Annotated in this window: 20 protein-coding genes; 8 read left to right on the forward strand and 12 right to left on the reverse strand. The window is 56.8% G+C overall.

Annotated elements, in window-relative coordinates:
* The coding region (locus tag QCD69_RS01625) for a carbohydrate-binding protein (protein ID WP_367317854.1) at positions 1 to 255 on the forward strand (255 nt) is incomplete at its 5' end.
* Between the two features lie 164 nt (positions 256 to 419).
* Here the strand turns inward: QCD69_RS01625 and QCD69_RS01630 are convergent.
* The 3 genes from QCD69_RS01630 to QCD69_RS01640 are packed head-to-tail and all read right to left on the reverse strand — an operon-like array spanning position 420 to position 7,284.
* Positions 420 to 2,801, reverse strand: a complete 2,382-nt coding sequence (locus QCD69_RS01630; RefSeq protein WP_253454033.1) for a virulence factor SrfC family protein — start codon at positions 2,799 to 2,801, stop codon at positions 420 to 422.
* Positions 2,798 to 5,779 carry a virulence factor SrfB gene (locus QCD69_RS01635; protein ID WP_253460964.1) on the reverse strand — a complete coding sequence of 994 codons (2,982 nt, stop codon included), beginning with the start codon at positions 5,777 to 5,779 and terminating at the stop codon, positions 2,798 to 2,800. The genes QCD69_RS01630 and QCD69_RS01635 overlap by 4 nt, the downstream gene beginning before the upstream one ends.
* Positions 5,780 to 5,781: 2 nt before the next feature.
* A complete protein-coding gene (locus tag QCD69_RS01640; protein ID WP_301250764.1) occupies positions 5,782 to 7,284 on the reverse strand; it encodes an SrfA family protein in 1,503 nt (500 codons plus the stop codon).
* Between the two features lie 278 nt (positions 7,285 to 7,562).
* On the opposite strand from QCD69_RS01640, the gene QCD69_RS01645 reads away from it, so the two are divergent.
* On the forward strand, positions 7,563 to 8,879 hold the full coding sequence (locus QCD69_RS01645; RefSeq protein ID WP_253460967.1) for a methyl-accepting chemotaxis protein: 1,317 nt from the start codon (positions 7,563 to 7,565) through the stop codon (positions 8,877 to 8,879).
* A 165-nt stretch (positions 8,880 to 9,044) separates the two neighbouring features.
* A complete protein-coding gene (ahr, locus tag QCD69_RS01650; RefSeq protein WP_253454038.1) occupies positions 9,045 to 10,061 on the forward strand; it encodes an NADPH-dependent aldehyde reductase Ahr in 1,017 nt (338 codons plus the stop codon).
* Positions 10,062 to 10,153: 92 nt separating this feature from the next.
* Here ahr and QCD69_RS01655 read toward each other — a convergent pair whose 3' ends face one another.
* Positions 10,154 to 10,609 (reverse strand): hypothetical protein, encoded by a 456-nt coding sequence (locus tag QCD69_RS01655; RefSeq protein ID WP_253454040.1) that lies wholly within the window; start codon positions 10,607 to 10,609, stop codon positions 10,154 to 10,156.
* A gap of 375 nt (positions 10,610 to 10,984) precedes the next feature.
* A complete protein-coding gene (locus QCD69_RS01660; protein ID WP_253454042.1) occupies positions 10,985 to 12,172 on the reverse strand; it encodes a CynX/NimT family MFS transporter in 1,188 nt (395 codons plus the stop codon).
* Positions 12,173 to 12,532: 360 nt separating this feature from the next.
* On the opposite strand from QCD69_RS01660, the gene fhuE (QCD69_RS01665) reads away from it, so the two are divergent.
* The gene (gene fhuE / locus QCD69_RS01665) at positions 12,533 to 14,725 is read left to right on the forward strand and encodes a ferric-rhodotorulic acid/ferric-coprogen receptor FhuE (protein ID WP_301250966.1); all 2,193 of its coding nucleotides are present in this window, start codon (positions 12,533 to 12,535) and stop codon (positions 14,723 to 14,725) included.
* A gap of 244 nt (positions 14,726 to 14,969) precedes the next feature.
* Positions 14,970 to 15,326, forward strand: a complete 357-nt coding sequence (locus QCD69_RS01670) for a cyclophilin-like fold protein (protein ID WP_301250765.1) — start codon at positions 14,970 to 14,972, stop codon at positions 15,324 to 15,326.
* A gap of 72 nt (positions 15,327 to 15,398) precedes the next feature.
* On the opposite strand, the gene fhuE (QCD69_RS01675) is transcribed toward QCD69_RS01670, so the two are convergent.
* Complete coding sequence (gene fhuE, locus QCD69_RS01675; protein WP_253454046.1) at positions 15,399 to 17,540, reverse strand: ferric-rhodotorulic acid/ferric-coprogen receptor FhuE; 2,142 nt, start codon at positions 17,538 to 17,540, stop codon at positions 15,399 to 15,401.
* 306 nt (positions 17,541 to 17,846) lie between these two features.
* Here fhuE (QCD69_RS01675) and QCD69_RS01680 point away from each other — a divergent pair, with 306 nt between their 5' ends.
* Positions 17,847 to 18,923 carry a YncE family protein gene (locus QCD69_RS01680; RefSeq protein WP_301250766.1) on the forward strand — a complete coding sequence of 359 codons (1,077 nt, stop codon included), beginning with the start codon at positions 17,847 to 17,849 and terminating at the stop codon, positions 18,921 to 18,923.
* Between the two features lie 30 nt (positions 18,924 to 18,953).
* Here QCD69_RS01680 and QCD69_RS01685 read toward each other — a convergent pair whose 3' ends face one another.
* Positions 18,954 to 19,700 carry an SDR family oxidoreductase gene (locus QCD69_RS01685; protein WP_301250767.1) on the reverse strand — a complete coding sequence of 249 codons (747 nt, stop codon included), beginning with the start codon at positions 19,698 to 19,700 and terminating at the stop codon, positions 18,954 to 18,956.
* Between the two features lie 134 nt (positions 19,701 to 19,834).
* Here QCD69_RS01685 and QCD69_RS01690 point away from each other — a divergent pair, with 134 nt between their 5' ends.
* Positions 19,835 to 20,749: a LysR family transcriptional regulator gene (locus tag QCD69_RS01690; RefSeq protein ID WP_301250768.1), complete on the forward strand. Its 915-nt coding sequence runs from the start codon at positions 19,835 to 19,837 to the stop codon at positions 20,747 to 20,749.
* Between the two features lie 158 nt (positions 20,750 to 20,907).
* Here QCD69_RS01690 and QCD69_RS01695 read toward each other — a convergent pair whose 3' ends face one another.
* The gene (locus QCD69_RS01695) at positions 20,908 to 21,699 is read right to left on the reverse strand and encodes an SDR family NAD(P)-dependent oxidoreductase (RefSeq protein WP_301250769.1); all 792 of its coding nucleotides are present in this window, start codon (positions 21,697 to 21,699) and stop codon (positions 20,908 to 20,910) included.
* A gap of 155 nt (positions 21,700 to 21,854) precedes the next feature.
* On the reverse strand, positions 21,855 to 22,109 hold the full coding sequence (locus QCD69_RS01700; RefSeq protein WP_301250770.1) for a DUF2534 family protein: 255 nt from the start codon (positions 22,107 to 22,109) through the stop codon (positions 21,855 to 21,857).
* A gap of 194 nt (positions 22,110 to 22,303) precedes the next feature.
* Here QCD69_RS01700 and QCD69_RS01705 point away from each other — a divergent pair, with 194 nt between their 5' ends.
* Entirely contained in the window at positions 22,304 to 23,551 is a 1,248-nt protein-coding gene (locus QCD69_RS01705; RefSeq protein ID WP_301250771.1) for an aromatic amino acid transporter, read from the forward strand.
* Positions 23,552 to 23,587: 36 nt separating this feature from the next.
* On the opposite strand, the gene zinT is transcribed toward QCD69_RS01705, so the two are convergent.
* The 3 genes from zinT to QCD69_RS01720 form a co-directional block, all read right to left on the reverse strand.
* On the reverse strand, positions 23,588 to 24,241 hold the full coding sequence (gene zinT / locus QCD69_RS01710; RefSeq protein WP_370734059.1) for a metal-binding protein ZinT: 654 nt from the start codon (positions 24,239 to 24,241) through the stop codon (positions 23,588 to 23,590).
* A gap of 97 nt (positions 24,242 to 24,338) precedes the next feature.
* Positions 24,339 to 24,554 carry a DUF1471 domain-containing protein gene (locus QCD69_RS01715; protein WP_301250772.1) on the reverse strand — a complete coding sequence of 72 codons (216 nt, stop codon included), beginning with the start codon at positions 24,552 to 24,554 and terminating at the stop codon, positions 24,339 to 24,341.
* A 156-nt stretch (positions 24,555 to 24,710) separates the two neighbouring features.
* Complete coding sequence (locus QCD69_RS01720; RefSeq protein ID WP_301250773.1) at positions 24,711 to 25,508, reverse strand: helix-turn-helix transcriptional regulator; 798 nt, start codon at positions 25,506 to 25,508, stop codon at positions 24,711 to 24,713.
* Positions 25,509 to 25,547 lie beyond the last annotated feature (39 nt).

The following is a 25,547-nucleotide window of genomic DNA, read 5'->3' on the forward strand; positions in this document are numbered from 1 at the left end:
GTGCCTGAAGTGCCTGAAGTGCCTGAAGTGCCTGAAGTGCCTGAAGTGCCTGAAGTGCCTGAAGAACCGGTGGCGCCGGCTCCGCCGCTTTATCCGCTTTGGGAAGCCGGTCGCATATACGTCGGAGGCGACAGGGTGACGCACAAAGGACGAAACTATCTGGCTAAATGGTGGATTGGGCAGGGCACCGAACCCGGCCTGGAGAGCACGACCGGGGCGGCAGACGGCGACGGCCGTCCATGGACAGAGATCTAACCCAGGTCTGAGTCAGGCAGCCTGAAAAGTATTCATTTCGGGCTGCTGTTAAATGGCAACGCAGAGCACATGGGAAGGGTACTCTGCGTTTTTTACCTTTATTGAAAGTAACCAGCGGTTCAACTAAACCGCCGCCATCCTGCAACGGCTTTCTCCCGTGCCTGCTACTTACCTGTCTGCTTCAAAATCTCAGCCAGCTGCGCGCGGTGCTCGCCGTCAATCTCCCGAGCGGCGGAATAACCGGCGTTCAGCAGAATGGTTTCATTCAGCCCCACCAGCCAGTCATAGATATAGTAGGCGGCATGGTTATTAGGCTTCAGCGCCAGCTTTGTCAGCCGCTGGCCCGGCCCCAGGCTGGCGGCCTGGGTTTCCGGACGGGCGAAGATCTTCTGGCCACGATTGATTTTACTGTCGGGGCGCGCCGACTCTGGCAGATGCTGGAAGCCGAGCCAGGCGACGAAATCGCCCAGCACGCTCAGCGCGCGGGAGACCTGGCGATCGGCCAGCATCTCGGCCGGGGTATTCGCCGCATCTTTATCCGTCAGGATTTTCACCAGCGCGCCTTCAATATCCAGACGAATACTGGCCGTGGTCAGCTCTTCGGTCAGCATCTCCAGCGTGGGGCGCGTCACGCCCAGCAGCTCCAGCAGCGCGTCCTGTTCGGGCAGCTGTCCCAGCAGGTTGATCCAGTAACGGTAGACCTGTTGCGCAAAGCCATTTTCCGCTTCGCTCTCCTCGCCCGTTTGCTGCGCATCCAGCGGCAGCGGTAAAGGATCGTTGCTCAACAGATCGATACTCATTCCAATGCCGAAGGGATCCTCTTCCGTCAGGGCATACTCTTCGTTGCTGCGGCGCTCGGCGGGGTGTTGCTGCTGCATAAACAGGTGACGCAGCGTTTCGCGCGTCGGCAGCAGCCGCTCCAGCAGCTCGCCGTGCACGCCGGTTCTGGTTTGCAACGCCTTCAGCAGCGATTCGGCAACGCGCAGGCGGGCCTCCGGCTCCTCTTTTTCCGCCGCCAGATACCAGCGGCCCAGCAGGTTATCGCTCAGCTCGCGACGGATCTCGCTGAGCTGTTCCTGCAAGCGCGTCATTTTGTTTTCGCGGCTGACTTCGCTGGTCAGCCAGCCCGCCATCCGCTTCACGCCCTTATCGTCCATCGTCAGCATGGTGCCCCAGGCATCGCCGGGATTGCCCACGTAGCGCTGTACGGCGGCGTCGTGGTTCTGACCGTGCGTAATACGCTGGTCAAAAGGCGTCAGCGCCCAGATTAGCGCAGGTTTGCGGCCGCTGTGCGGCTGGCCCTGGGTCTGCTTCACCCAGTTGTCCAGCACACGGCCCACGATGCGGGTATCCGCGCGCTGGCTGGAAGCGTTACAGACCATCAGCAAGTCGACATCCTGCCGTTCTGCGGCGCGGGTTAACAGGAAAGGACGCTTGGCGGTGGTAAAGGCCAGCGCCAGTTCGTGCGCGCTGTCATCCGGCAGAACTGACGGTTCTTCAAAACCGGGAAAGTCCAGCAGATCGACCTGTTCAAACAGGTTTTCACGCGGCGCGCTGTAGAACGGCAGCAGCACTTCGCGGCTCAGCAGGTTCAGCTCGCCCAGCGCCAGGTTAACCGGCCTCAGGCTGCGGCCGTTATGCTGCGGCACTACCTGAATAACGCGATCCGATGAGGCGTTAAAATAGCGCAGGCCGCTGCTGTTTAATACGCTCAGGCCGGGATCGTCCACCGTGCTGATGGGCGCCAGCACGCGTCGCGCGCCGGAAAGATGATGCAGCACGTGCGCCAGCTGGCGATAAAGCGCGGAAAGATCGCGGTCTTCATTCCACAGCAGGGAAAAGAGGCGGGCGCGATCGTCCACGCCCAGCATCGGCGCCAGCTCCACGGCCTGCGGCCAGAAATGACTTTCCAGCGCCTTGCTGCGGCAAATCTGGGCGGCGTTCAGACGGTGCCACAGCGCCACCACGTTATTGCTGCTCATGCCTTCCACGCTCTGCGCCTGGCGATAAACGGCGACGCTTTTCATGCGCTCGGCAATCTGCTGCTCATCCAGCGCGATGGTTTCGCTGCCGCTGCGTTTGGCCCAGATTTGCGCCAGCACGCCGGCGATCTCTTCTTCGCTCATCAGCGACAGCTGCACCGGCCATTCGTTATCGGTGCTGGTCTGCCGGCCGCTGAAGCGCATCACCATGGTGGCGCTCTGCTGCTGCGGATTAAGCTGCGCATAGTCAAAGGTGGTATTGCCCAGCGCCAGCTCCATCCGGCCTTTTTCACTGGCGGCCAGCGCGGCGATCAGCCAGGCTTTGCCCGCCTGCGCCAGGCCGAAAAAGCCGACCGCGCACTCATTGCTCGCGGCCTCATTCAGCCGGGTTGCCTTGTTATGCTGATGCCGCAGCCGGACGCCAAGGCGATCCGCTTCCATATTAAGACGTGGGGCGGTGGTACGGGCGCTTTCCAGCCAAATCAGCGCGCGATCGATACCCTTGGTCACGTTTTCCAGTTTTTTGCCGAACTGCCCCGATGGCTTAGGCGTCAACGCTTTCATTTTTTATATACGCTCCCACTGTCAATCCAGTAATGGGTTAATCCTGAGCCGCTGCTGGCCAGCGTATTCAGCCTGAGCCGCAGATGTTCCAGCGGCACGCGGCTGCCGTCGTCCAGCGTTGCCTCGGCAATAGCAAATCTTTCCGGGCCGAATTCGCCTTTGGTTTCCGCCACCGCCAGCTTGATCTTCAGCACCTTGTCGCCTGCCACGCTGCGGGCCAGCTGCGGATCGGCGATCGACAGGGTGTAAAGCGGCGAAGCGGGCCAGCGATCGTTATCCAGCTGCCGGAATCCCAGCGTCAGCGCGCCGCGAACCTGAAAACGCTCGCGTGGGTCGAGCCGGAAATTATCGTCATCCAGATCGATATCGGCATACCAGACGTTCTCGGCGCTCAGGCTGCCGTTACCGTCCAGCATGCCCAGATAGCGAATAGTGGAGTACGGCTGAAAATCACCTGCCTTAAACCAGAAGTTCGCCAGCCTTAAATCCAGCGACAGCAGGCACAGCATAGCGCCGACCGCCGCCGTGGATTTCGGGTTCTCAATCCGGCCCTGTTTGTTAAAGGGATACCAGTCGTTGGTGTGGTAGCCGTCCAGCGACAGAATACGGCTGACCGGCAGCGGCTGGAGATGGCGGAACAGCGCCTGCACGCCAGGGAAGCGCGAAGGGCGACCCGTCAGCAGCAGCACATCGCAGTCATACACGGCGACCACTTCCGACATCGAGCGCAGGCTCTGGGTAATATTCATACGCGGCGACAGGAACTCCGCATGAAGCTTGCTCAGCCTGACCACCAGCGGGACACGCAGCAGATCGAAAGCTTCCGCCTCGTTCGGCAGCTCGCGCTGGATCTCGCGGTTGATATAGTCGAGCAGCTTTTGCGTCGGCGCCTGGGCCAGCAGCTCGCCAAAGCGGGCATCCAGCTCGGCGTTCAGCTCCAGCGGATCGAATTTTTCATAGGCTTCCAGAATCGCCTGGCCTACCGGAATGAAAATTTGCAGCGTAACCTGCTGACGCAGCGTGGAATGTCCGTCCAGACGACCTTCATGGCCGAAAAGCCGCGTCATTACGCCTTCCGGGTTCACCATACCGGCTTCTTTGAACGCGTGCTGCAAGGCGGGCAGCACGTAAAGCTGGATCACATCCAGCAGAATGTCGTCGCCGGCCTGCTTAAAGCCTTCGCGGAACAGCAGGCGCGGCATAATCTTCACGTTGTTACCGACGCCGTCATCCAGGCGATACTGGGTGATCGCCAGATCGGTGGTGCCGCCGCCGATATCAATGGAGGCGATACGCAGCGTTTTGCCCACCGGCTCGTCGGGCGCGCGAACGCGATCGGGGCGCGCCATGCTGACAAAGAACGCCTCGGCGCGACCGCCGAAGTTCACCTGCGTTTCGTTATAGAGATAAACCATCTGGCCGCAGGTCGCTTCGTCCCATTCCATCTGGACTTCCGGTACCGGCACGCTGCTTTTTGCCTTGTCTTTGGCGCTGGTAAAGTCGTCATCCGCCGGATGCCAGCCCATCGCTTTCCAGATCAGCGCGATCGCTTCCTGCATCCGACGACGGAAAATCTCGCGCTCCGGTTTAGGCATAGCGGAAGGCAGCGTCAGGATAATATTACGCAGCTGGCGCGGCGCGCTGCTGTGCAGCATCTTCTGGCGCTGCAGCGCGCTGTTCATTTGCAGCAGCGCCTGCGCCAGCAGTTCGCCAAGCATAAACGTCATTACGGAACTACGGCTGTACTGCGGCGTAAAGACCGGCAGGCGCTCCTCCAGCGGCTGGCTGAACAGCGGCTCGCCTTCGTCATTAACCAGATTAGTCAGCGGCGCGGCGGTTGCCAGCGGCTCCAGCGCGGCGTTGCCCGGCGTGCGGCTGAAGCGCCAGCCTGGCGTGTAGGCATCCTCATCCCAAAGATAGCGGCGCGGGCTGGAAATGCCGGTTGCGCCTTCCGTGCCTAAACGCTGCAGCGCCAGGTTGCTCGCCTCGCGGCCTACGCGGGTAATCGAAGGCCAGATAAAGGCGTCATCGCGTCCGCTTTCCATCGAGAAGTTCTGCTTGCCAAAGCTGGCCTGGGCAAATTCAACGCGGCTCTCGAACAGCTCGTTATAGACGCGGTGCGGCGTGCCCAGATCCCGCAGATGCAGCTCATAGGTGTGCTTGAGGCCGTGATGATCGTCAACGTGATCTTCCACCATAATGCCGCAGGTATGCGAGTTGCCAACATCCAGGATCAAATCGACCGGGATGGCCGGCTCCTGTAGCGTGGCGGCGCTGATCTTCAGCTCCGGCATCGCCAGCTGGTGGCCGAGCATATGCAGAATATTCAGGTAATGGGCCTGGTATTCGAATTCGCGCAGCGCTGTGCGGATATTAACCTGCGGACGCTGCTCGACGGCGGCGGCCTGCTGGCTGAAGACCTCGCGCAGCCAGCCGTCGATCCAGGTATGATCCAGAAACTCGCCCAGCTCGTTGCTGCGATAAGCCAGCGCGAAGCTGACGCCGTTTTTGACGTCGCTCTCCACCAGCGCCAGCGACTCGTCTTCGCCTTCCTGCCAGGTGCGGGTTTCGAAAGCCAGGCAAATACGATGCGTCTTGCCGTTTTGATCGGGCTTATCCAGCGCGACAATCTGCACGCGCGCCCAGTTATCAGGCCCGCCGATAAAAGTGCGGGGCGGATTAAAGCGAAAGAAGGGCAGCGGCAGCCACACGCCGTCCAGCAGCGCCAGCGACTGCGCCAGCGGGAAACTAAACTCGGGCTTCACCACTTCCGGCATGCCGCCCACCGCGATCGGCAGCAAATATTTGCCGCTCTGCGCGTTAAAGTTCAGACGCAGCAGCGGGCCGTTGGCCGTCTGACGGACAAATTTGCCCGGCAAATCGTTTTCCGGATCCGGCGTCAGGGCAAAATCCAGGAACTGGATGCCGCTGTTCTGAATCAGCGTCATGTTCGGTTTAAAATCTGCGGTCGCCAGCATCATTATTTACTCTCGCGCTTCATCGTCATCGGTAATACGGTATCGGCATCATATTGGCCGCTACAGGCGGCGGCGGTGCCTTCGGCGCCCTGTACACAGGTCAGCTCGGGCATGTGGTAGCGCGAACCGTCGCTGCATTTTGCTCGGGTGCGGCTATTAATTACCAGGTTGCCGGATTTCATCACGCCCGCGTAGACCTCCACGCGACAAACCGTGCCGTCGCCCTGGGTCATCTGCGCCTGGCCTTTGCCGTTGCGCAGCTGATAGCGCAGCACGGGCGGCTTGCCGGTGAGCGGGGTTTTAATGCCGACAATCACGCGCCAGTTGCCGTTAAGGAAACGGGTAGAGCCTAGCTTGACCGCGTCCGCAGGCAGCACTAAATCATCTTTACCCGCAGGCACGGCAGGCGGCTGTTCAACCGGGGCTGGCGTGGTCTCAGCAGCGGACTGCGCCGGCGTCACCGTAACGGCCGCGACGCTGGCGGGTGCTACCGGCAGCGCAACGGCAGACTGCTTAACCGCATCAGCAGCAGGCTGCGTTTCGGCAGGTTGTTTAGCCGCATCGGCAGCCGGCTTCGTCTCAGCGGTTTGTTTAGCCGGTTCGGCAGCAGATTGCTTGATATCAGCAGCGGTTTTCTCGGGCGCAACCGCAGGTTTCGGCTCATTTACGTTCGCGGCTTGTGACGCTGTCACTTCCTGACGCATGGCGGAAAAATAGTTTTTCATCTGCACGCCAAACACAACCAGCAGCGCGGCAGCAGGCAGTATCCAGCCATAGCGCAGCAGGTTTTGCTTAGCCGTATTTTTCACAGGCTCGGGTTTAACGGGCGCTGATGCAGCGGGCGGCGGCTCAGGCGCATTTTCCGGCTCGGCGGAGGTCTGATAAGCCGCAATGGCAGGTGTAACGACAGGCGTAACGACAGGCGCGACGGCGGCAGCGACAGGCGGCGCGCTTACCGCAGGCGCGACGGCAACCACCGGCGCGGCCGCCGTCATTTTCGACAGCGTCAACGGCACTTCTTCTTCGACGGCGCGCAGACAATCCAGCGGATCCAGCTGGCCTTTTTTCTCAAGGCTGACAAATCCCCAGAAGGTCAGAACGGGTTTGCCGCCGACCAGATAGACAAAGTTTTGATCGGGAAACTGAATCGCTTTAGCCAGCAGCGCGCCAAAAAGTTTCTGACTGTTTTTATCCGACTGCAGCGCACGCTGGCACAGGTCGGCCACCGTTTGCTGACAGGCAACCAGCTGATTTAACGCGTGCGCGCGTGCGCTGTCGCTGGCCGCAGCCCAGGAGATAACTTTGCCGGAAATGGGCGAATACCAGTCCAGACGGTCACCGGCATCGTTGGGTTGAGGGATAGCCAGGCAGTCAGCTATCTGCTGCTGTTTCCGCAGGCGCAGCGTCTCGCGCAGCTGCAGGGCTGATAAATAAACGGGCTGACCGTTTTCGCCAAGAGGCAGAACCGCGTCCAGGCTTCCGCTGCGTAAAAATAGTTTAGCCACGCAAAGACCTTTTTTAGTCAGGATTCAATAAGTTTTAATCCAAATTTCTATTTACTGTAGTCGAGTGGACTTAAATCAAATGCAGAAATAAGAGGGTAAAGCGTGTTTTACTCAGCTCATGACGCAAAAAAAAGTCAGGAACAGGTTAATTTTTAAGGAAAATAGCTGGAAAAAGCAGCGCCTATCGCAATAACAGGCGCGGCCGAGGTTAATTTTTTACCCAAAGTGCCGATAACGATTTTGTGACGAATACCATAAATATGACAAAAGGTTACAACATGATCGGCTCTACCAAATCGGGGATATTATCCTGGCTGAAATCCAACGCCAGCCATTTACGCGCAACGCTCAGCTCGCTGAACAACGCCATCGCCATGATCGAATTTACGCCACAGGGTCATATCCTGACGGCAAATGCACTTTTTTTAGAGACAATGGGCTACAAACTGAGCGAAATCGTTGGCAAGCATCATCGGCTTTTCTGTACCGACGAGCTGATTCACTCGCCGGAATATGGTCAGTTCTGGCAGCGCCTTGCGCGTGGCGAAAGTTTCAGCGATAAGTTCCTGCGGCTGGCAAAAAATCAGCGCCCGATCTGGCTTGAAGCTAACTATGTGCCGGTACAGGATCGCCACGGCCGGGTGATTAAAATCGTTAAGCTAGCCTCCGATATTACTAGCCATATTCAGGATGCGCAGGAGCAGCGGGCGATGACGACTGCTATCAGCCGCTCAATGGCGGTGATTGCTTTTAACCTGAAGGGTGAAGTATTACGCGCCAACCAGAACTTTTTAAAAACCACCGGCTATAGCCATGAGCAAATTATCGGGCGTCATCACCGCATGTTTTGCGCGCCGGAAGTGTATAACAGCCGTGAATACAGCGAGTTCTGGCACAAGCTGCAAAAGGGCGACTTTGTCGCCGGGCAATTCCCCCGCGTTAACAGCAAGGGCGAAACGATTTGGCTACGCGCCACCTATAACCCGATTTTCGATGCTAACAACGAGCTTTATGAGGTTGTCAAATTCGCTACCGACGTAACGGCACAGGTAGAGAAAAACCAGCAGGAGCGCGAAGCGGTCGATCACGCGTATAAAGCGGCGGTGGAAACCAGTCAAAACACGCGGCTCGGCGTCAGCGTGATTGAAAACAGCGTGGCGCGCATGAACGAAGTCGCCAGCGAGATGCATAAAGTCTCAGGAGACATCAACGGCCTTAGCTCCCAGTCCGCGCAAATTGGCGAGATAGTGGAAACGATCCGTTCTATTGCCAATCAGACCAACCTGCTGGCGTTAAACGCCGCCGTTGAAGCGGCCAGAGCGGGCACGCATGGACGCAGCTTTGCGGTCGTGGCTAACGAGGTGCGCAGCCTGGCGGCCAATATCAATAGCGCCAGCCAGGAGATCGCGAGCGTGGTCGATCGTAACCAGCAGCTGGCACAGCTGGCGCAAAAAAATATTACCGCAAACCTGGCGCGGGCCGACAGCGGCGTGGCGCTGGTAAAAGAAGCGGGCGACGTTATCGTAAATATTCAGAACAACTCCGAGCAGGTGGTTGACGCCATCGGCAACGTGACGCAGCATCTGACCAAATAGCGGCTTCATCTTCCGGCGGGCTGCCGCAATAGTGGACATATTGCGGCGCAGATCGTCAATTTTTACATCCTGATACACTCCCTGCCGCTAATGACTCGTTTCGCTCCCTGACCATCCGGCGAGCTTTGCTAAACTCAGTCCGTTAACGAAACAGAGGAAGAGAGCATGAAAATCAAAAGCTATGCAGCGATGGAAGCCGGTAAGGCCCTGGAGCTGTATGAGTATGATGCGCCGGAGCTGAGCGCCGAGGAAGTGGAAGTCGAAGTGGAATATTGCGGCGTCTGCCATTCCGATCTCTCAATGATCGATAACGAGTGGGGCATCTCACGCTATCCGACTATTGCCGGCCATGAAGTGATTGGTCGCGTGTCCGCCATGGGCGAAGCAGCGAAGTCCAAAGGGCTTTCCGTTGGCCAGCGCGTGGGCATTGGCTGGACGGCGAAAAGCTGTCAGCACTGCGACGCCTGTATTAATGGCGAGCAGGTTAACTGCGAGCAGGGTTCAATCCCTACCATTCTGAACAACGGCGGCTTTGCCGAGAAGCTTCGCGCCGACTGGCAATGGGTTATTCCGCTGCCGGAAAACCTGGACGCGGCGACCGCTGGCCCGCTGCTGTGCGGCGGCATCACCGTCTTTAAACCGCTGCTGATGAGCAACGTCACGGCGACCAGCCGCGTGGGCGTCATCGGCATTGGTGGCCTGGGCCATATCGCTATCAAGATCCTGCGCGCGATGGGCGCGGAAGTGGTGGCGTTCAGCTCCACGCCAGATAAAAAGCAGTCCATCCTGGAAATGGGCGCTGACGAGGTCATCAACAGCCGCGATCCGGAAGCGCTGAAAAGCCAGGCGGGCCGTTTCGATCTGATTATCAGCACTGTAGCAGTGGATCTGGACTGGAAACCTTACTTCGACGCGCTGGCGCCGCAGGGCAAATTCCACACCGTGGGCGCCGTGCTGAAACCGTTTGAAGTCTCCGCTTTCCAGCTAATTATGGGCGATAAAGCGTTGACCGGCTCGTCTACCGGTTCTCCGGGCCAGCTGCGCTCGCTGCTGAAGCTGGCGTCACGCCGCGATATCGCGCCGCGCGTGGAGTATTTCCCGATGTCAAAAATCAATGAAGCGCTGGATCACGTGCGCGCCGGTAAGGCGAACTATCGTGTGGTGCTGAAAGCGGATTTCTGATGCGGTCTTTTAGCTGCTGATATGCTGAACGGCGACCCTGCGGTCGCCGTTTTTTTTAGCCTGCCCTGGCCGGATACAACCATGATGTGTACTTAGCCCTGGCCTGCGTCCGTTTCAGTAAAAGCAGGGGTCTTCAGGCCGGTGGAGTAGGCTACCTTTTTTACTTTTTCCGGCGTGGTGGTCACTTTTACCGCCGGGATAGTGACACGCCCAAAGCCGAGCAGGGTAGGGACATAGCCGCCAACCTGGTGCTCGCCTGCGGGCAAATGCAGTTGCAGGCTCTGACCGCGGATCAGCGCGCCGGCATCTTTACCGTCCACTGTGACATAAACGGCAGAGCCGTCATCGGTACGGCTGGTCACGTGGGAAACGTCAACCTGAGTTGGCCCCGTGGAGAAATCTTCGGCCGAAACCACGGCCGGGCCTTTAAAGAAATCTTTAGCCGATGCCGTTATCGATGTTGTGGCCGGTTCATCTTTCTTGTGGCTGGTGCAGCCGGTCAGGGTTATGGCGGCCATCGCTACGGCCAGGGTGAAACGACAGATCATTATACCTCACTATCCTCTACGGCTTTTAAGGCGCTATTTTAGCGCCTGGCCGCGTCTGAAAACAGTCAGGTCTCTTCTTAAAATGTGCCTTATCGCATTTTTTAACCGGCGCAGACAAAGACCTGACGTGCCTGAGCAGGCAAGATCTCAGTTTTCCGATAATCGTGATGGATAAAAACCGGCTAACGGGAGTCATGATCGCACTTTAGTTACATCATACTAAAGGTGCTGATAATAATCCCATACCTGAACCCCAGAGATAACACGCATTCATACAGGCTAAAACGCAGCTAAATCAGATACAGACTATCAGTAAGAAAGGCATTTTTTGCGGGTAAAGTGCCGCTTCGAATCAGGAACGAAGCGGCAAATGGCTTAACCTATCACCTTATTTCTTCCCGCCAGCGGCGCAATCGCCACCTGTAACAGGCTTAACGCAATCATAAACAGCAGCGGGGCCGACCAGCTGTCAAAATGCTCGTGCAGCACGCCGAAAACCAGCGGGCCCAGCGCGGCCAGACCGTAACCTACGCATTGTGCCATGCCTGATAAGCGCGAAGCCTGATGATGATCGCCCGAACGCAGACCAAACAGAGAAAGGCTTATCACCAAAGAGGCGCCCGCGCCCAGTCCGGCAATAATCAACCAAAACACGGCCAGGGCAGGGAACAGATAAAGGCCGCACAGCCCGGTAAAAATTGCCAGCGAAGCCAGCAGGGCGATAGCGCGCTGATCGGCCAGGCGTTTCAGCGCCCGCATACAGGCAAGATTGGCGACGATTGCCACAATCTGATAGAGAAACAGCAGCCAGCCGGCGGCAAACTGGCTGAATCCTTGCGCCTCAGCCCAGGGCGTAAACCACGCAATCAGCGTGTAAAAGGCCAGCGACTGCAATCCCATAAACAGCGAAACCTGCCAGCCTAATGCGGCACGCCACGGCGAGCGCAGCGTAGAAACCGCCAGCGGTGTGCGCGTCGTTTGTCGTTGCCGGGCGCGTTTCAGCAGCGGTAGCCAGGCCGCCAGCGCGATGGCCGCCGGGATCAGCCAGACGGCCAGCGAAAAAAACCAGCCCGCATTCGTTAACGATGCCAGCGGCACCGCGATACCGGAAGCCAGGCTGGCGGTAATCGACATGACACAGGCATAAAGACCGATATAGCGGGCGGAATGCCGGGCGAAATCACGCTTAATCAGCGGCGGCAGCAGCACGTTGGCGGCGGCAATACCACCGCTCAGGATCGCCGTGCCCAGCCATAGCGCAGCGCTGCTGCCGGCAATGCGCAGAGCGGAACCGGATAAGATCAGCCAGACCGCGAGCCACAGCGTTTTCTCCAGTCCAAAGCGATTGCCTGACCACGCTGCAGGTGGCGCGAGCAGGGCAAACATCATCAGCGGAATAAAATTAAGCAGGCCAGCGTCGGTAGCCGTCAGGCTAAAGGTCAGGCGAATATCTTCCAGCACCGGGCCAATCGACGTCAGGGGGGCGCGCAAACAGGCTGCGGTAAGCAGTAAAACAGTAAGGAAAAAACCGGAACGGGTAAAAATTGGGGACATTATCGACATCGCAAAAAGAGCAGGCGCGGCCCGCTGATTATGCGTTGGTTGACGTTAACGCTTACGCAACCGAGCTGGCCCGGCTGTCTGGGCGCTATGTTAACGGCTAAAAAGCGCCGTTGTAAACCTTTTCAGAATGCCCTTATGTAGCCGGTTTACCCGTCATGGCTTACGTCTTACAAAATCCTGAAAAGTTCATTAATAGTCTTTTACATAAGAAATAAAAAAAATTATAGTTCTCATTCGCATTTGTAGATGGCCGTATCATTCGGCGATCGCCGGGGTAGCAGCGTCGGTAAAAGCGTTCCATAAAACAAAAATCACAGTGGCTAAACGGCTCAGGCCGTTAATGACAAGATCGAGGTAGTGATGTTTTTTGCTCAGCACATTAACAGGGAAATCCGCCGGCACGGCGGCGTAGCCACTTCTTACTCCATCGTCGCCGCGCTGGTCGCCGTGGCGTTACAGATGCCTCAGGCAGCAGCGGCGGAAACCGCAGAACAAACGCTTACGGTGAGCGCCGCGTCAGATAATGTCACCGATACCTCCGCTACCGATTACAGCGTTCCCGTCACCTCTTCGGGCACCAAAATGCCGATGATTGCGCGCGATATTCCCCAGTCAGTCAGTATTATCAGCAAGCAGCGCATGGAAGATCAGCAGCTGCAATCGCTGGGCGATGTGTTGAACAATACAACGGGCGTGATGCAGTCCGTAGCGGATATGGATCGCCGCACCTATTACTCGCGTGGCTTCCTGATCGACAACTATATGGTCGATGGCATCCCGACCGTATTTGAAGGGCGCTGGAATCTGGGCGACGCCCAGTCTGATACGGCACTGTACGAGCGTATCGAAGTCGTACGTGGCGCAACCGGCCTGATGACCGGCGCGGGCAACCCTTCCGCCGCGGTCAATATGGTGCGCAAACATGCGGACAGCAAAACCGCGACGGGCGAGCTTTCCGCCACTTACGGCAGCTGGGACAAGCAGCGTTACGTAGCCGATCTCTCTTCGCCGCTGAGCGAATCCGGCAACGTACGAGGCCGTGTAGTTGCCGGTTATCAGGACAACAACAGCTTCGTTGAGCGCTACGGCGCCGAAAAGAAATTTATCTACGGCGTGGTGGATGCCGATCTGACCGATTACACCACGCTTTCCGTTGGCTATGAATACCAGCAAACCAACGCGGACAGCCCAACCTGGAGCGGCGTGCCTCGCTGGCATAGCGATGGATCGCCCACCGACTATCGTCGCGGCTATAACACGGCGCCAGAGTGGGCCTATAACGATAAAGAAAGCAAAAAGGTTTTTGTTAACCTGAAGCAGCGTTTTGACAATGGCTGGATGCTGACGCTAAACGGCACCCATAACGAAACCTTCCTTGACAGCCGTCAGCTCTATATCGACGGTTTCTTCGATAAGAACACCGGCGCGGGCGTCTCTTCCTATGCGGATTACCCGGTCGTAGGCGGCACCGGTTATAACACCGGTAAACGCAAGGTCGACTCGGTCGATACCTTCGCCAGCGGCCCTTATGAGCTGTTTGGTCGCCAGCACGAGCTGATGGCGGGCGTCAGCTACAGCAAGCAGAAGAACACTTATTACAGCGCTTTTGACAACATTTCCTCAGAGATGCTGGGCGATTTCAACAGTTATAACGGCCAATACCCGGAAACAGAATGGAGCGAGCGAACGCTCGCGCAGGAAGACGTGACGCGTCAGAAATCCGCCTATATGGCAACCCGCATTACCCTGGCCGATCCGCTGCATTTGATCCTCGGCGCGCGCTATACGCGCTGGAGCACCAATACGCTGACCCAGGATATGGAGAAAAACAACATCACGCCGTACGGCGGCCTGGTGTATGACATCAACGAAAACTGGTCAGCCTACGGCAGCTATACCTCGGTATTCCAGCCGCAGACCTATCGTGATATCAACGGCAGCTACCTGTCGCCGGTGGTGGGGAAAAACTACGAGGCAGGCCTGAAGTCTGACTGGATGAACAGCCGCCTCACGACCTCGCTGTCGGTGTTCCGCATCGAACAGGACAACGTAGCCCAGAGCACCGGACAGATCATTGCCGGATCGACCGATACCGCCTACGTAGGCAAATCGGGCACCGTGAGCCGCGGGATTGAATTTGAAGTGAACGGCGCGCTGACCGATAACTGGCAAATGACCGTGGGCGGTACCCGTTATGTAGCGGAAGACAGCGAAGACGAAGCGGTTAACCCTCAGCTGCCGCGCACGTCGCTGAAGCTGTTCACCAGCTATCGTCTGCCGTCGCTCCAGGCGCTGACGGTCGGCGGCGGCGTAAACTGGCAGACGCACGTCTGGAAGGATGTGCCCGCGCCGGAAGGCAACGGCACCTGGCACGCGGAGCAGGGCAGCTATGCGCTGGTGAACCTGTTCAGCCGCTATGAGGTGACTAAGCAGCTGACGCTACAGGCCAATATCAATAACCTGTTTGATAAAGAATATGACACCAGCGTGAACCAATATATCGTTTACGGCGAACCGCGTAATTTCTCATTAACGGCCAGCTATAAGTTCTGATGCGGCACAGATAAAGATAGCTCCTGCGGGAGCTATTTTTTTGCCGGTAAATCAATGCGGGGATCTTTCTCTTTATACTCGGCGGTCATTAATGAACGATCCTCATTACTGCATGCTTAAAACAGTCATTCAACCTTCCTGGCGCCTCTGCTAAAACTAGTTCCCTTTAAAAACCGCTACACGTTAGTCGGGAACGGCTGATCCTTTGCTATCTGAGGCTGCGTGCGCGCTCAGGGAGAAAAACATGAAAATAAATATGGTTATTGATAACGTTATTCTGTTGGCCTCGCTGAATGACAGCGAGGCGGCCAGGGATTTTGCGGCTATGCTGCCGCTAACGCTGGAATTAAACGACTACGCAGCGACTGAAAAAATCAGCGATCTTCCTGCAAAACTCTCAGTAGAGGGATCGCCTGAGGGCACCCGTGCCTTAAAAGGCGATATCGCTTTTTATGCGCCCTGGGGCAATCTGGCTATCTTCTACAAGGATTCTGGCTATGCCGCCGGGCTTGTGACGCTGGGACAGTTGGACAGCATTGAGAAGCTGCCGCTAAACAGATCCTCCTTTATGGCCACCTTTGAGCTGGTCGAAAAAGGGTGAGGGCCGGACAGCGCCACAATTTGTGGGGCATATTATGAAAACCCGGCTTCGCGCCGGGTATATGCCAAAAAATCAGAACGTATAAGAGAGATTAACCTCATAGTTGCGCGGCTGGCCGTAAACGGCGGAGTCGCTTAGCCAGGTATACTCGGTGCGATCAAACAGATTATTGACGTTGGCCTGCACGGCCAGCTGCTTCGTTACCTGGTAGCGGGCAAACAGGTTAGCCAGCGGATAGCTGCCCTGATAAAGCCGTTTGGTTTCGCCGTCCGGGCCGGTTGCGTCCTGGAAAGTGCGGTTCTGCCAGTTTACGCCGCCGCCGACGGTCAGCTGCTGCAGCATCGGCAAACGGTAGCGGGTAAACAGCTTCAGCTGGGTTTGCGGCATCTGGCTGTTGTAGCGCCCGGTGGAGTCCGTCGCGACAAAGCGCGTCGCGCCGAACGTCATTTGCAGATTATCCGTTACCGCGCCGTTCAGCTCGAATTCCGCGCCTCTGCTCACTGCGCCTTTGGTCGCAACATAAGCCTGTTCGCTGGAGCCGTTCACATAATTGTCGCCATCCGCTTCGGCAGCGTTCTCCTGTTCAATACGGAACAGGGCAAAAGTGGCGGTCAGGCGACCATCGTCCCAGGCGGATTTCAGGCCCGCTTCGTAATTTTTACCGGTCACAGGCGAAAGATAGCCGCCGTCTTTGCTGCGATACGTTTGCGGCTGGAAGATCGAGGTATAGCTGGCATAGGCTGACCAGGTATCATTAATGTCATACACCAGCCCGCCGTACGGCGTGATGTTGTTCTTTTTCACATCGCCGCTGCTGCCGGTGGTGCTCCACTGGGTATAGCGCGCGCCGACAATCAGCGACAGCGGATCGGCCAGCGAGAAGCGGGCGGCGCTGTACAGCGCTTTCTGCCTGACCATATCGTCCGCGTTCTGATACCAGTCGCCCCAGGCAGGCTCGTCCGCATCGCCGTTCCAGCCGTCGTGGAAGCTGCCGATCTGGCCTTCGTCGTAAGGGCCGTCGGCGCTGTAGGTCGCATTATGCTGACGGCTGTAGCTTCCGCCCACCACCAGCTCGTGCTGGCGGCCAAACAGCCTGAACGGGCCGCTGGCATAGGTATCGAAAGCATCCAGCTTGCGCTTGCCTCTGTCCTTGCTGCCGAAGCCAGTCGTGCCTTCGCCCGTTTGTTCATCCGGCCACTGCTGCAAATAAAGCAGCTTGTCGTTAAAGGTTTCTTCCGCATGGGTGCCGTCGGCGCGGAAGATCCAGCCGTTGTCGAACTGATGGCTGAGATTAGCGAACACTTTGCGCGAGTCCACGCTATAGCGCGTCCAGTCCGCCGCCGTACTGGTGCTGCGATCGTAATGCGTGCGCGTGCCGTTGCTGTACCAGGTCGGCAGGCCGCCCCAGGTTGGATTGCCGGTATGGGTCTGCTGATAGTCATAGCCGAGCGAAACCGTGGTGCTGTCGGTCACATCGGCATCGATAACCCCGTAGATAAATTTTTTAGTTTTATGGTAGCGATCCAGCCAGCTGTCGCCATCCTGATAGCCCGCCACCACGCGGCCGCGCACGTTGCCGGACTCGCTCAGCGGGCCGGAAGCGTCAACCACGTAGCGCTGCTTGTTCCAGCTGCCGTAGCTGGCCGACACGTTGCCGGTAAAGGTTTTGCTGTCGGCATGTTTGCGCACCATATTAACCGAAGCGGCAGGGCTGCCTGCGCCCGTCATCAGGCCAGTCGCGCCGCGCACCACTTCAATACGCTCATAGATGGCGGTATCTTCCGCCGCATCGCCAAAGTTCCAGGTATCGCTGACGGAGGTCGGAATATCGTCGTAGGTAAAATTAGTGATCTGGAAGCCGCGTGAAAAATAAGCGGAGCGTTCGCTATCGATAACCTCGCTGGCGATGCCGGTGGTGTTATCCAGTACGTCGCCGACCGACTGCAAATTTTGATCCGCCATACGCTGCTTCGTTACCACGCTGAGCGACTGCGGCACGTCGCGCGGCGTCATCAGCATTTTTGTGCCGGCGCGCGTGGTTTTAACGCTGTAATCCTGCTGTTCGCTGGCGCTGCCGTCGTCAGAAGCCGCGTTAACGACCATAGCAGACTCTTCGGCCAGGGCCGGAGTGAGCAGGGCGTGGATAGCCAGCGCCAGCAACGAGACGGTAAATACCGGCGCTCGCGCACCGTTTCCCCTGAGGTTTAAAAACATAAAATTCTCACAATAGGCCACTGCTTTTTATTGTCCGGTGGGACGTGCATTCACGGCGCTCCGGCTGCGCCACGCAGCGGGGAGATCGCAGTGAGAATGTTAATGATAAGTATTTGCTTTTAAGTAGTCTCTAAACAACCTGTCAGCAAAGTGTAACAACTTGTTATTTTTACAGGGAAAACTCATTAGCCGTGCCGCTTCATCCCGTCTGACGCATGGCGCAGATTTACATCTCCTTTGCTAATGCGTATGCTTCTCATTCTTTTTATCGGCTATCAGGCCGTTTATCCATTGATGGAGTCCTGCATGAAATCTTTTAGCCCGCGTAAAGCAGCCCTTGCGGTCGTTGCTGCATTCAGTCTGACCGCCTGTCAGACCCCGGCAAAAAAACCAGAAGCGCCCGTTAATTCTGCCGCGACGGCCAAAGCGCAAGCGCAGCCTGCCGAGCGCGCGCTGGGCGATGGACTGTATGAAATGGCCTGGACGCCGAAAGCGCTTTACGTCGCCAGCGCGCAATCTTTTAAAAACGTTAACGGCGGCATTCTGTATCGTCTGGATCCCGCCACGCTGGCAACCACCGGTGAAACTCACACCGATCTGAAAAACTTTGGTATGGCGGTCGAGCCGGACGGCAGCGTGTTCTACACCACTAACTCGCTCGACGGTACTATTTCTAAGGTGGATGCAGAGAGCGGCAAAGTGCTGAAACGTCTGGCATTCAGCGAGAAGGGCAAAGACGGCTCGCCTTACGGTGCGCGTGAAATTTTCTGGCACGAAGGGAAGCTTTACGTGGGCGGCGTGGGCGATCCGGGCGTCATTTGGGTGGTGGATGCCAAAACGCTGAAGCTGAGCAAGACCATCAGGAACGCCGGCAAGTGGGTGACGGGCATTATTTATTCGCCGGTGACCGATCGTCTTTATGCGGCTAACGGCGGCGGCGAAGTGCTGGTGATCAACCCGCGCACGCAGAAAATTGAAAAACGCTGGACGGCGGGCGATGGCAAAGCTTATCTGCTGCTGAACCTGGCGGAAGATCCGGCCACCGGCCGCCTGTTCGTCACCGACAACTCAAAGGCGAAAACCACGCTGGTGTTCGACGAGCGCAGCGGCAAAGTGATCAAACGCATCGAAGGCGACGCGCTGGGCATCAAGTTCAACGCGAAGCGCAACGAGCTGTATATCAGCCAGCGCGAATCCAGAAAGGTGTTGCAGCTGGACGCCACCAGCTATGCGGTGAAAAACAGCTGGTCGTTCGACAGCAGCCCGAACAGCCTGCTGGTTTCGCCGGACGGGCAGACGCTTTACGTCACGCTCAAGCAGGATTTCAACAAAGATGATTCGACTAAAGGCAAGGACAGCGTAGTCCGTATCGCGCTGAAATAAGAAAGAGGCGGCCTGCGGGCCGCCTGATTATCACACCTGCGCCATACCGCCATCGACAAACAGTTCGCTCGCGTTGATAAAGCTGGCCGCATCGGAAGCCAGAAAAGCGACCGCTTTAGCAATCTCTTCCGCTTCGCCCAGACGCCCCAGCGGCACCTGAGCCGCCAGATAATCAAACAATCCCTGGCGCTCCTCTTCACTGACTAATCCACCCAGGCCAGGCGTTTTTACCGGGCCGGGGCTGATGGCGTTAACCCGAATACCGCGTTCTTTCAGATCCAGCGACCAGGATCGTGCAAAGTTGCGTACCGCCGCTTTGCTGGCGCTGTAGACGCTGAAGCCGGCCGTCCCCTGAACGGAAGTGGTGGAGGCGGTCAGGATCACCGAAGCGCCATCGCTCAGCAGCGGCAGCGCTTTTTGCACGGTAAACAGCACGCCGCGCACGTTGGTGCCAAATATCCGATCAAAATGCGCCTCGGTGATGGCGCCCAGCGGCAGCATATCGCCGCCGCCCGCATTGGCGAACAGAATATCCAGACGGCCCGCTTTTTCCGCGATAGTGGCGTAAACCCTATCCAGATCGGCCAGCACGGCGGCATCGGCGCGAATGCCCGTTGCCGCCGTACCGATGGCGGCGACGGCCGCGTCCAGCTCGGGTTGACGCCTTCCGGTAATAAACACGCGTGCACCCTGAGCTGCCAGTTCATGCGCGGCCGCCAGGCCAATTCCCGATGTGCCGCCGGTAACTAACGCGATCTTGCCATTCAGTGCGTTCATCTTCTTCTCCGCTGTGGACAGATAGTGGCCCGGCTTGTCCGGGTGAGAAGGCACTGTAGCCTTCCGCCTTTTGTTGATAAATCCTGTAAAATGAAAATAACTATCCCTGCACGGAAATAATCAGGACAAAAGAGATGGATCAGCTTATGGCGATACGGGCTTTTGCCCGCGTAGTGGAAACGGGGAATTTTACCCGCGCGGCAGATTCGCTTTCGATGCCCAACGCGACGCTAAGTAAACTGGTGCAGCAGCTGGAGGCACATCTGGGTATCAGGCTGTTACAGCGCACCACCCGTCGCGTTACCGTCACGCCCGAAGGACGCGAGTATTATGAAAAAACCGCCCGGATCCTGAAGGATTTGGAAGATATTGACGGCGCTTTTACCGCTATTCGCGGCCAGCCGCACGGGCAGTTGCGTATTGATATTGGCGGCTCTACGGCCCGTGACGTGCTGATCCCGGCGTTGCCTGAATTTATGGCCCGCTATCCGGATATCCGTATCGATCTGGGGGTATCGGATCGCGCAGTCGATCTCATCGGCGACAGCGTGGACTGCGTTATTCGCGGCGGCCCGCTTGCGGATTCATCGCTGGTTGCCAGGCAGATTGGTTTTGCCACGCTGATTACCTGCGCCACGCCGGGCTATCTGAAGCGCTACGGCGTACCTGCCAGCCCGCAGGAGCTGAACAATGGCCATCGGCTGGTTAGCTATCTCTCGTCGGACAGCGGCAGGGCTTTTCCGTTTCGCTTCGCACGGCAGGGAGAAAAAATGGAAATCAAAGCGCCGTACCGGCTCGGCGTAAACGAAAGCAACGCGCACCTGGCGGCAGCGCTGGCCGGACTGGGTATCGTACAGACGTTTACCTACGCGGCCTGCGAAGCGTTGAGAACCGGCCAGCTCCAGGAAATCCTGCAGGCGTGGCGGCCAGCGCCTTATCCTTTTCATGTGGTTTATCCGCAAAATCGCCACGTCACGCACCGTCTGCGCGTTTTTATCGACTGGTTAACAGAGACGTTTCCGGCTCGTATCAATGTGGGAAGTGAATGAAATACTGATGTTGAGACGGATTAAACGATAAAGCCTCGGGTCAGAAAATTACCGGGGATATATAACGGCACAATTTAATTTTACTCAACAAAGACAAAGATATAGCTTATTAAATAAGCATCGCCTGCCGATTTTACCGGCAGGCAGAAGGAGAAGGATTAGCGTGACGCCGAATCCGGCTCTGAAATAATGCGGTGGCGCTGCGCCTTTTGCGATTCGCTCTGAATGCGGTTCAGCACGTCGCCCTCATGTTCCGCCTCATCGCTGCCGTAAACATACTCATGACCGCTCATCAATGCATACCAGGCGCGTTCGGCCACTTCCGCCGGTTTGGTCGGCTGACTGGCACCGACTTTGGTATTGGCCTGGCCCGCGTTCTTAAAGAAGTTGGTTTCCGTCGCGCCGGGCATCAGCAGCGTCATATTCAGGCCCGAGCCTTTCAGCTCGTTGCGAATGGCCCAGAAGAAGGAATTGACGAAGGCTTTGCTCGCGCCATAAATCGCCTCGAAAGGGATGGGCGAGGTGCCGGAGATGGAAGAGGTCATCAGGACGTGGCCGCTTTGACGTTCGATCATCGCAGGCAGGAAAATTTTAGCCATATGAACGTAAGAATCGACGTTAAGGCGGATTAGCTGTAGCTCTTTTTCCAGCGCCGTGCCGCCAATAAAGCGGCCGCCCAGCCCCTGACCGGCATTGACAACCAGCGCATCCAGCGCCAGCCCGTCGTTATCGACGCGCTGCTTCAGCTTTTCGATCTCATCATAGCGGCTTAAATCCACGCTTAGTGCGTGGATCTTTGTGCCGTAGCCGCGCAGATCCTCGCAGGCCTTGTGCAGTTTTTCCTCATTGCGCGCTACGGCCACAATGTCATAACCATTTTTCGCAAAAATTCTGGCCAGTTCCAGCCCGATCCCGTTGGAAGCCCCGGTAATCAATGCAATTTTATTCATGCCCGATCCTCTTTTTATATTCTGCGTTAGCGGTCTTTTAACCGTAGCAGCAAAAAAGCGGGACGCGGGCAGCCTGCGCACGTTCAATGGCGCGTTGTCGCTGGCTTCTCAAATAAACTATTTCAAATCAACATCTTATTTTGGTTGAATGCGATTCAATGACGCGTTGAGTCAACATTTTCGCCCAAAAACCAGTACCAGAGCGGAATAGCCAGCAGGCCGGTAAAGACCAGCGAATAGACGGCGATCATAAACAGCTGTGGCGCCAGCATGCCCGCTGACCAGTCGTGTAAAGGAATATGGTATTCGTCAATCGCGCCGCCGATCATTACTTTCGACATCACGGTAAGTGCGATAACCAGCACAACAGCCAGCGCGGCGATAAACCGCTTTGTTTCTTTCCGTTTCATAACCCGTTTCCACAAGCAAATAGTGCGCCGCAGTATAACAACTCCCTTTGCAAAACGTTCCTGAAACTCGGCAAAACCGTCCCCTCAATTCAGCCGCGTGCGGTTTTTCGCCGTCGGGCGGAATTATGTACAGTTATAGCGGGGCATTTGCAGTAGAATTGCGGGCTTAACGTCATTTATTTAGCAGGAAACTTATGAGGGAGAGTTCGTTAGCCCGCCATCGGCCTTCGGTATGGTGGGGCGCGATGATCATCTGCGGAACCGTGGTTGGCGCCGGTATGTTTACGCTTCCCGTGGTCATGGCCGGCGCCTGGTACGGCTGGTCATTGCTGATCCTGATGGTCAGCTGGGTCTGCATGTTGTTGACAGGATTACTGTTTGTGCAGGCCAGCCAGCATTATCCGCTGGGCGCCGGTTTTGATACCATCACGCGCGATTTGCTCGGACGCGGCTGGGCGGCCGTAAACGGGCTGAGCATTCTGTTTGTGCTGGGCATTCTTACCTATGCCTATATCTCCGCCAGCGGGCCGGTCTACCAGAGCTCTTTAAATCGCGCGGGTCTGCATCTTTCCGTGGCGGACGCCAAAATCATGCTCACGCTGTGCGTGGCGGCAGTGGTCTGGCTGGGCACCAAAGGCGTCAGCCGACTGATGACCTTCTGCGTGCTGGCGAAAATCCTGCTGCTGGTGACGCTGTTTGGCGGACTGTTGACGCAGCTGGATATTGCCACGCTGGCTAACAGCGGCGCCTCCGGGCAGGCCTACTGGCCTTATACGCTGGCGGTGCTGCCGTTCTGCCTTGCCTCCTTCGGCTATCACGGCAATATCAGCGGCCTGATCGGCTACTATGCGGGCAATAAAAAACAGGTAAATCGAGCGCTGATGCTGGGGACTTTTATGTCGCTGGTGATCTATCTGTTCTGGCTGACCGGCACGATGGGCAATCTTCCGCGCGCCTCTTTCCCTGCCATTATCGATGCGGGCGGGGATATCGAGGCGCTGATGGCGGCCTTACGGCGCTATCTGCACGTCAGCGCGCTGGCGCTGCTGATGGATGTCTTCTCGCACTTCGCGGTGATCTGCTCGTTTCTTGGCGTGACGGCAGGGCTGTTTGATTTTATTGCCGACCGATTGCAGATGGCGGATACGCGGCTGGGCCGATTAAAAACGGCCTGTCTGACGTTTTTACCGGCGCTGTGCGCTTCCCTGTGGTTTCCGAACGGCTTTATCGCCGCGATTGGCTTTGCCGGTCTGTTCGCCACGCTGTGGGCGGTGATTGTGCCTGCGCTGCTGGCGCGAAAAGCGCAGCAGAAGTTTCCGGAAGCGACCACGCACGCCGGCAGGCAAAATGTAGCCATTGTCGTTGTAATGCTGTTTGGCGGGCTGAACGTGCTGGCGTGGACACTGAGCTGGCTTGGCTGGCTGCCTGTTTTTCGCGGTTAACTATTTATCCGGCCCGGTATTAACCGGGCCGTTTTTTTAGTGATGCAGCATCTCATCAACCACCTGAGCGTTGGTCAGCTGCCACGGATAAAAAGTAGGCCAGTTGTCCATTTCCTTCAGCAACGCTTCCTGAGAGGTGTTGCCCATAAAAATATGGAAGTGAGCCGATTGGCGGGGCGCAATGGTGTGATCGCTGAACTGCACGTATTTTGGTGCCTTGCTGTTGGCGTCGCGGCATTCAAACAGATAGCGAACGCCTTTTTTTCCCGAAGCATACGTCAGGATCTGATGACCCTTGTAGTGATAGTGACAGCTGCTGGCCTGGTCGCCGCGACGAAACTCGATAACATCGTTTTCAATCGCCAGCGTATCGATATCGGTGGCATAGCCCTTGCGGTAATACGCTTTAAGCTGCTCAACGGTTTTGCTTTTATCTTTTTCGGCTTTCTTTTGCAGCACGGGATCAAGCTCGCCGCTGTCCAGCAGAGGGTAGACCGACTGCCAGACGCCGTCCCAGTCCGTCAGGCTTCTTTCCTTAACGTCCTGGTTATTAAAAACGCCTTCCGCCGCTTTCTGTTCGGTTTCGCTCAATGGCTTACCGTGCGAGTGGGCACCATGTGCAAAAACCTGTCCGCACATCAGCAGGGCGCCTAGCGCCAGGCCCACGTTTTTTACTTTTGCCGCCAACATACCATCCTCCGTCCCGTAATTTTTAAATGTTATAACATAACATTTGGGCGGACAGCAATGAAGTTGCGCCGCCAGTAACGGAGGCCATAGCTGGCTATTACTCTTTAGCAGAAAGAACCGCGGTCATATGAACGCCGTTGTTATAATTGGCTTCGGTAATGCGGTAAGAGGCGTTGGCCGCTTTTGCCTGAGCTGAAATCTGCGCTTCGGCGGCGTCCAGGGTGGAAGCACAGGCGGTGACGCTTTGGGCGAAGCTCACGGAAGAGATCAGTGAAAGGGCGGTAATAACAACTAATTTTTTGATGGCTTTCATGGAAGGTTCCTTACTTTAATTATCAGATTTAAAGGCATGTCGCCTTGATGTAAGGAATGATAAGCGCGTTGGTGCGGGTTTGAAAGCCGATAGTTTTGCCATTCTTAATCAATAAAACTGAAAAAGAAGAGGGCGCGTACGCCCTGTAAATAAGGGTTATGGCTGTTCTGAAGCGCGGCAAAGATAAAAGATAAGAAAGATACCCGGCGCGCTTTCCACTTCCAGCGCGCTATAGGTGTAATGACTGATTTTTCCCTGGCTATCGATAATAGCCTTGTTGCCCGTGCCGAACTTGCTGACGTCCTGACGATGCCACATCTCCCGGAACGCCTCGCTGCGGGCGGTAAGATCGTCAATCACCCGCCCGAAATCTTCTGCATAGTTGCTGGCAGCGTAATAGGTGCGAAAGGCGGCAATAGTATGCTTCGCGGCCAGCTCCCAGTGATGGATTTTTTGCTTATAGTCGTCGCTGATAAACATCAGCTTCAGCGAGTTACGATCGTCTTCGGGGATAGTCGACCAGTCAAAAATCTGGCTTCTGGCCGCTTCGTTCCAGTAGAGAATATCCATATTGGCGCGCCGGATAAACGCGGGATGCGGCGCCAGCGCGTCCGCCATCACTTTAACCTCATGCGGTATTGCGCCCGGTTTCGGTGCATTTTTCGCGCCGAAAATCAGCCTGTCCAGATAATCCTGTTCGGTGGTGGAAAGCTGCAGCACGTTGCCGATCCGCTTCAGCGCGGCGGGCGAAATACTGATATCGCGTCCCTGCTCAAGCCAGGTATACCAGCTGACGCTGACGGCGGCGAGCTGCGCCACTTCTTCTCGTCGCAGGCCTTTTACCCGCCGCTGTTGCAGCGTAAAACCATAGTCTTCAGGATTAAGCCGTGAACGGTGATGCGTCAGGAAGTTTTTAATATCCTCGTTGCGTTCCCGGGTATGACTGCCTGTCATAGGATAATTCGCCCCATTTTTCATTCAGCGATTGCGAAA

It is taken from the genome of Erwinia sp. PsM31, assembly GCF_030433775.1.
Taxonomy (GTDB): domain Bacteria; phylum Pseudomonadota; class Gammaproteobacteria; order Enterobacterales; family Enterobacteriaceae; genus Erwinia; species Erwinia aeris.